Source organism: Micromonospora sp. NPDC005806, assembly GCF_042871425.1.
In the GTDB taxonomy this organism is placed as follows: Bacteria; Actinomycetota; Actinomycetes; order Mycobacteriales; family Micromonosporaceae; genus Micromonospora.
This window is the reverse complement of sequence record NZ_JBIAIL010000033.1, coordinates 74,107-80,641: the sequence shown is the minus strand read 5'-3', so window position 1 is coordinate 80,641 and position 6,535 is coordinate 74,107. Positions and strand designations below refer to the sequence as shown.

General features: G+C 75.7%; 6 protein-coding genes. 3 read left to right on the top strand and 3 right to left on the bottom strand.

Translation table 11 applies throughout. The features are described from left to right. Positions 1 to 193: 193 nt before the first annotated feature. The gene (locus ACFYOS_RS27575; RefSeq protein ID WP_387147612.1) at positions 194 to 1,954 is read left to right on the top strand and encodes a hypothetical protein; all 1,761 of its coding nucleotides are present in this window, start codon (positions 194 to 196) and stop codon (positions 1,952 to 1,954) included. Between the two features lie 26 nt (positions 1,955 to 1,980). Here the strand turns inward: ACFYOS_RS27575 and ACFYOS_RS27570 are convergent, their stop codons facing one another. The 3 genes from ACFYOS_RS27570 to ACFYOS_RS27560 are packed head-to-tail and all read right to left on the bottom strand — an operon-like array spanning position 1,981 to position 4,564. Beyond that, entirely contained in the window at positions 1,981 to 3,150 is a 1,170-nt protein-coding gene (locus ACFYOS_RS27570; RefSeq protein ID WP_387147609.1) for an NADH-quinone oxidoreductase subunit D, read from the bottom strand. Further along, the gene (locus ACFYOS_RS27565; RefSeq protein ID WP_387147620.1) at positions 3,138 to 4,226 is read right to left on the bottom strand and encodes an SAM-dependent methyltransferase; all 1,089 of its coding nucleotides are present in this window, start codon (positions 4,224 to 4,226) and stop codon (positions 3,138 to 3,140) included. The genes ACFYOS_RS27570 and ACFYOS_RS27565 overlap by 13 nt, the downstream gene beginning before the upstream one ends. A gap of 32 nt (positions 4,227 to 4,258) precedes the next feature. Then, on the bottom strand, positions 4,259 to 4,564 hold the full coding sequence (locus ACFYOS_RS27560; protein WP_387147606.1) for a hypothetical protein: 306 nt from the start codon (positions 4,562 to 4,564) through the stop codon (positions 4,259 to 4,261). A 158-nt stretch (positions 4,565 to 4,722) separates the two neighbouring features. On the opposite strand from ACFYOS_RS27560, the gene ACFYOS_RS27555 reads away from it, so the two are divergent. Then, entirely contained in the window at positions 4,723 to 5,676 is a 954-nt protein-coding gene (locus tag ACFYOS_RS27555) for a Rossmann-like and DUF2520 domain-containing protein (RefSeq protein WP_387147603.1), read from the top strand. Then, positions 5,673 to 6,521, top strand: a complete 849-nt coding sequence (gene panC / locus ACFYOS_RS27550) for a pantoate--beta-alanine ligase (protein WP_387147599.1) — start codon at positions 5,673 to 5,675, stop codon at positions 6,519 to 6,521. The genes ACFYOS_RS27555 and panC overlap by 4 nt, the downstream gene beginning before the upstream one ends. The last annotated feature ends 14 nt before the right edge of the window (positions 6,522 to 6,535 follow it).

Below are 6,535 nucleotides of genomic sequence, written 5' to 3'. Positions count from 1 at the left end.
CGGGGTGGGCGGGCCCCCGGCGGCGGCCCCGGGCCGGCCCCGGGGCCCCCCGCCGGCGGGGGGGACCCCGCCGCCGCGCGCCGCGGCGCGCGCCGCCCCCCCCGGCCCCCGCCGGGCCCCCGCGGGCCCGGGGGCCCGGGCGGCCACCACGGGGCGTTCCCTACCGGGGGAAGTCTCGGTAGATTGCTCAGCCATGCCCGCCCCGGTTACCCCCGCCGAGAAGCGCACCTCACTGCTGACCGTCCTGTTCTGGATCGGCGTGGGGGTCGCGCCCCTGGCCGCGCTGATCCTCCTCGTCGGCGACGGCAACGGTCCGCTGCGGTTCGGCGCCGTGCTGGCGATCCTCGCCGTGGTGCTGATCGGTCTCTCCGTCGCGCTGCGGGCGGACGGCGGCCGGGCGGCGGCCGGCGCCGACGAGCTGCGCGACGAGATGGAGCAGCTCCGCCGGGAGCTGCGCAGTGAGATCGTGGCCGCGGCCCAGCGCGGCAACCAGGCGCTCGACCAGGCGCAACGGACCGAGGACTCGATCACCACGCTGCGCCGCCGCCTCGACGCGGCGGCCGCCGGGATGGCCGCCGCCGCGGGGATCACCGCCCCGCCCGCGGCGGAGCCGGCCGGGGGACGGGCGCGCGTGCCGGCCGCCGAGACGTACGACGACAGGCGCTCCCGCTACGGCGCGCCGGAGCCGACCGCGACGGCCTGGGGGCAGGCCGCCGGCCAGGACGAGGACGAGCCGACCCGCCGCCCGCAGTCCGGCGCCCGCTCCGGCACGGACCGTTCCGGATCCGGTGGCGACCGGCCCCAGTCGGGAGTGTACGGGGCGCCGCGCACCCCGGAGCCGGACGGCCGGCCGGAGCCGGGCCCCCGCCAGGTCGGGGTGGTGCACCACACCGAGACCGTGCACGTCACCACCCGGCACACCATCGTGGACGGTGGTGCCGACGCGGACCCCCGATACGGCGGCTACGCCGGCCGCTGGTCTCCACCGGAGGAGCGCGGGTTCCCCGAGAACCGGGCCGGGCAGCGCGGTGCCGGCGACGACCGGTCCTGGGCCGGCCAGGGCGGGTCCCGGGAGGATCGGGACTGGTCCCGGTCGACCGGATCCCCGGACGACGCCGCCGGCAGCCCGGTCCGGGACCACCCATGGGCGGCTGCCGGCCGGGCCGGTGGGCCGGCGGTGTCCGGCGACGATCATGGCTGGTCGGCGGGTCAGGGCGGCGACCGCGCCTGGTCGGCGGGCCAGACCGGGGCGGGTGACCGGCGTTCCTGGTCGGCGGCCTCGGGCGGCCCGGCCGACGAGCGGTCCTGGGCGCCCGGCCGCACCGGATCGCACGACGACTGGTCGGCGGGCCGGGACGCGTCCCGTGACGAGCGGGGCTGGGCCGACTCCCGAGATGAGGCCGGCCGGGCCGGCTCCCGCGACGAGCGGGACTGGGCCGGCCCGGGTGAGGGCTGGACGTCGTCGGACGCCCGCGGCTGGGCCCCGTCCGAGCCCGCCGACCGGGCCGCCGTTGCCGCCGACGACCCGGACGGCGACTACTGGTCGGAGCTGCGCGCCGGCAACCGCTGGGCCTCGGTCCGGGACGACGAGCGCGGCCGGGAGATCCGGGTCGGGGAGCGGCGGGCGGCGGTGCACGCGGACGGCGGCGGCGCCGAGTACCGGGTCGAGGACCGTTGGGCGTCTGTCCGGGAGCCCCGCCGCGACCAGGGTGGTGCCTACGGCGGCGGGGCGGACACGGCCTCCGGCTGGGCGGACGGCGATCGCCCGGCGCTCCCCGCCGGCGGGGTGCCCGTACCGGACGAGTGGCGCCCACCGACGCAGCGCAGCGGCCAGCCCGAGTGGCGCCAGGTCGAGCCCGAGCCGGTCCGGTACGGCGACGAGCGGTACGGCTACCCGCCCCGGGACGACGCGCCCCGGGCCGGCGGCACCCGCTCCGCCGACCGCTGGCGCTGACCCGGCGTCGCCGGTGGGGCGGCAGCCTACTTGTCGATGTCGCCGACCACGAAGAACATCGAGCCGAGGATGGCGATCAGGTCCGGGACCAGGCAGCCCGGTAGCAGCGTGGCCAGCGCCTGCACGTTCGCGTACGAGGCGGTGCGCAGCTTGAGCCGCCACGGGGTCTTCTCGCCCCGGGACACCAGGTAGTAGCCGTTGATGCCGAGCGGATTCTCGGTCCAGGCGTAGGTGTGCCCCTCGGGGGCCTTGAGCACCTTGGGCAGCCGGGTGTTCACCGGCCCGGTGAGCCGGTCCACCCGGTCCAGGCACTGCTCGGCGAGGTCGAGCGAGACGTACACCTGGTCGAGCAGCACCTCGAAGCGGGCGTGGCAGTCCCCGGTCGTCCGGGTCACCACCGGCACGTCGAGCTGATCGTAGGCCAGGTAGGGCTCGTCCCGGCGGAGGTCCAGGTCCAGTCCGGAGGCCCGGCCGACCGGCCCGGACGCGCCGAACGCGGCGGCGTCGGCCGCCGACAGCACGCCCACCCCGACGGTGCGGGCCAGGAAGATCTCGTTGCGCCGGATCAGGTTGTCCAGGTCGGGCAACCGCCGGCGCACCTCGCCGATGGCCGCCCGGGCCCGTCCGGTCCAGCCGGCCGGCACCTCCTCCTTCAGCCCGCCGACCCGGTTGTACATGTAGTGGATCCGGCCGCCGGAGGCCTCCTCCATCACCGCCTGGAGGGTCTCCCGCTCCCGGAACGCGTAGAACATCGGCGTGATCGCGCCGATCTCCAGCGGGTACGAGCCGAGGAACATCAGGTGGTTGAGCACCCGGTTCAGCTCCGCGAGGGCCATCCGCAGCCAGACCGCGCGCTCCGGCACCTCCATGCCCATCAGCCGCTCGACCGCGAGCACCACGCCCAGCTCGCTGGAGAACGCGGACAGCCAGTCGTGCCGGTTGGCCAGCACGATGATCTGCCGGTAGTCGCGTACCTCGAAGAGCTTCTCCGCGCCCCGGTGCATGTAGCCGACGATCGGCTCGGCGGAGACCACCCGCTCCCCGTCGAGTACCAGCCGTAGCCGCAGCACGCCGTGCGTGGACGGGTGCTGCGGGCCGATGTTCAGCACCATGTCGGTGCCGAGTTGCTCCCCGCCGGCGCCGGTGCCGACGGTCAGTTCGCGGAGGTCGCCGGCGTCCGTGGTCATGCCCGCCATCGTGCCACGAACGGATCGAGGTCGACGCCGCCGACCGGTTGCCGCAGCCACCAGTGCCCGCCGAGGCCGGCCGGGTCGGTCAGCTCGGCCACCGTCGATGCGGCAGCGAGGGCCCGCACGTACCCGGCGGGGTCGCGGGAGGCCAGGCTCAGCGGTGGTCGCCCGCCGTGGGCCCCGAGCGCCCGGAGCCCCTCCCGCTGCGAGACCAGCGTGTACGCACACCGGGCAATCCGCTCACCGGCAAAGGCGACCGAGTCCATGGCGACGTGCGCCGTGACGTCACACGACCCGTCCGGCACCGGCGTCACCTGCCGGCCACCCCGGTACCCGGTCAACGTCCCGCCCACCGGCCGCTCGCCCTTCAGGTGTCCGTAGTCCACGGTCAAGGCGAGTCCTCGGTCGAGGTGTCCCACGGCGCCGGCCCAGGCTTCGTCTCTGGTCCGGCCGATCTCGGCTCTCGCTCCGGTGGGGAGCCCGATCGTGATCGGGATGGTGGCGTCGCTCGCCGGGGTCGGCCACCAGTGGTCCAGCCAGTCGGCGTCCTCGGCGCCGACCGGGTCGCCAATCGACTCGTCGCCGGTCTTCGGGTCCACCAGCAGGTAGCGCCAGCCGTCGTCGGCCCGCACAGCCAGGTCCACCGGGACGTTGTCCAGCCACTCGGTGGCCACCAGCAGGCCGGTAATCCGGTCGGGGATCTCGTCCACCCAGTCGATCTCCGCTGGCAGATTCTCGGGTCGGGGGGCCCGTTCGACGGCGGTGAGACGTACCCGATGGGCCAGCGGAACCGGCGCGGCGGGCGAGGGCCCGGTGGAGAACGAGCCGGGCCCGGAGGGTGACGGACGGGCGGGCTCCCCCGAAACCCCCGCGAGCAGGGCCCGGAGCAGCTCGCCCCGACCCGCACCCACGTCCACCACATGAAGACGAGCGGGATGCCCGAGAGCATGATCAAGGGAGGAGAGCAAGCGCAGCAGGCAGGACGCGAACACCGGGGAGGCGTGCACGCTGGTGCGGAAGTGGGCGGCCGGTCCGGCGCCCGAGACGAAGAAGCCGTCCGGCCCGTAGAGCGCCCGGTCCATCGCCACCCGCCAGGGCAGCCGCTCGCTCGAGGTCACCCGCCGACGGTACGGGCCGGCCAGATCTCCACGCAGCCGCCCACCGGTTCCGGGTCGAGATCGGGGCCGGGCCGCCCGGACCGGGCCATGATCGCCGCGACCGCCTCCGGCCACCCGTCGAGATCCTCGTTCAGCTCAAGGAAGTCGCCGGACACGTGGCCGACGTCCAGGTAGCGGAGGCGTTGGTCGGCGGGCGGCAGGACCAGGACGCAGATCCCCACGGACACGATCTCGGACCACGGGTACCCGGGTCCGCCCTCGGTCCGGATCCCGTCGTCGTCCACCACGATCCGCTTCGGCACGAGCCGTAGGGTAGCCACCTGGACCGACACCTGACGTGACCGTTGAAACCGGTTTGCCATGGCCGGTGAAGGTTTTCACACATGCTTGTTCTGGTTCCGTGACCCCGGCGCATACTTGCGATCGACCGGTACCCCCTTCGAGGACTGGATCGACTGCCATGAGCGCACCGCTGCGCCCGCGTCCGGCTGCCCGGCCCGGGCCCCCCGACGCCCCGCTCGTCTTCCCGCGCACCCTCACCGTCGGCGTGATCGGCGCCGGCCGGGTCGGTTCCGTGCTCGGCGCGGCCCTCGTCGCCGCCGGCCACCGGGTGGTCGCCGCCTCCGGCGCCTCCGGGGCCGCGCAGGCCCGAATGGCGCTGCTGATGCCGCAGACCCCGACCCGCTCCGCGACCGCCGTCGCCCGCGCCGCCACCGACCTGCTGATCGTCGCCGTCCCCGACGACGCCCTGGCCGGCGTGGTCGCCGGGCTGGCCGAGGCCGGCGCGCTGCGCCCCGGCCAGGTCGTCGCGCACACCTCCGGCGCGCACGGGCTGGCCGTCCTCGCCCCGGCCGCCGCCGTGGGCGCCCGGCCGCTGGCGCTGCACCCGGCGATGACCTTCACCGGTACGCCGGACGACCTGTCCCGCCTCACCGGCATCTCGTACGGGGTGACCGCCCCGGCCGAGCTGCGTGCGTTCGCCGCCCGGTTGGTCGCCGACCTGGGCGGGGTGCCCGAGTGGGTGGCCGAGGGTGACCGGGCGCTCTACCACGCGGCGCTGGCGCACGGCGCCAACCACCTGGTGACCCTGGTCAACGAGGCGGCCGACCGGCTGCGCGACGCGGGGGTGGACCGGCCGGAGAAGGTGCTCGCCCCGCTGCTGCGGGCCGCCCTGGAGAACGCCCTGCGGCTCGGCGACGACGCGCTCACCGGCCCGGTGTCCCGGGGCGACGCGGGCACCGTACGCCGGCACCTGGTCAAGCTGGCGGCGACCGCGCCGGAATCCGTGCCCCCCTACCTGGCGTTGGCCAGGAGGACCGCGGACCGGGCGATCGCCGCGGGCCGGCTGCGCCCGGCGGACGCGGAGTCGCTGCTGGACGTGCTGAGTGGCATCTACGGGGAGGTGGCGGCATGACCGAGCTGGTGCACACGCGCAAGGAGTTGGCGGCGGCGCGCGACGGCCTGACCGGCACCGTCGGCGTGGTGATGACCATGGGCGCGCTGCACTCGGGGCACGAGACGCTGTTGCGGGCCGCCCGGGAGCGGGCCGACCACGTCATCGTCACGATCTTCGTGAACCCGCTGCAGTTCGGCCCGAACGAGGACTTCGACCGCTACCCGCGCACCCTCGAGGCCGACCTGGACATCTGCCGGCGGGCCGGTGTCGACGTGGTCTTCGCCCCGGCGGTGACCGACATGTACCCGGAGGGTCAGCCGAAGGTCCGGGTGAACCCGGGTCCGCTCGGCGAGGACCTGGAGGGGCAGAGCCGTCCCGGCTTCTTCCACGGGGTGCTCACGGTGGTCCTGAAGCTGCTCCAGCTCACCGGCCCCGACCTGGCCTTCTTCGGCGAGAAGGACTACCAGCAGCTCACCCTGGTCCGGCGGATGGTCCGGGACCTGGACGTGCCGGTCGAGATCGTCGGCGTGCCGACCGTACGCGAGCCGGACGGGCTCGCCCTCTCCTCCCGCAACCGCTACCTCTCGCCGGAGGAGCGGCAGGTGGCGCTGAGCCTCTCCGGTGCGCTGCGGGCCGGCGTCGAGGCAGCCGAGCAGGGCGCGGACGCGGGCGCGGTGCTGGCCGCCGCCCACCGCGCCTTCGACTCCGGTACGCCGGGCGCCCGCCTCGACTACCTGGTGCTCACCGACGCCGACCTGGAACCGGGGCCTGTCGCCGGCCCGGCGCGGCTGCTGATCGCGGCCTGGGTCGGCACCACCCGCCTGATCGACAACGCGGCGCTCCACCTCGCGCCGCGCCCGTGACCAACCACCACACC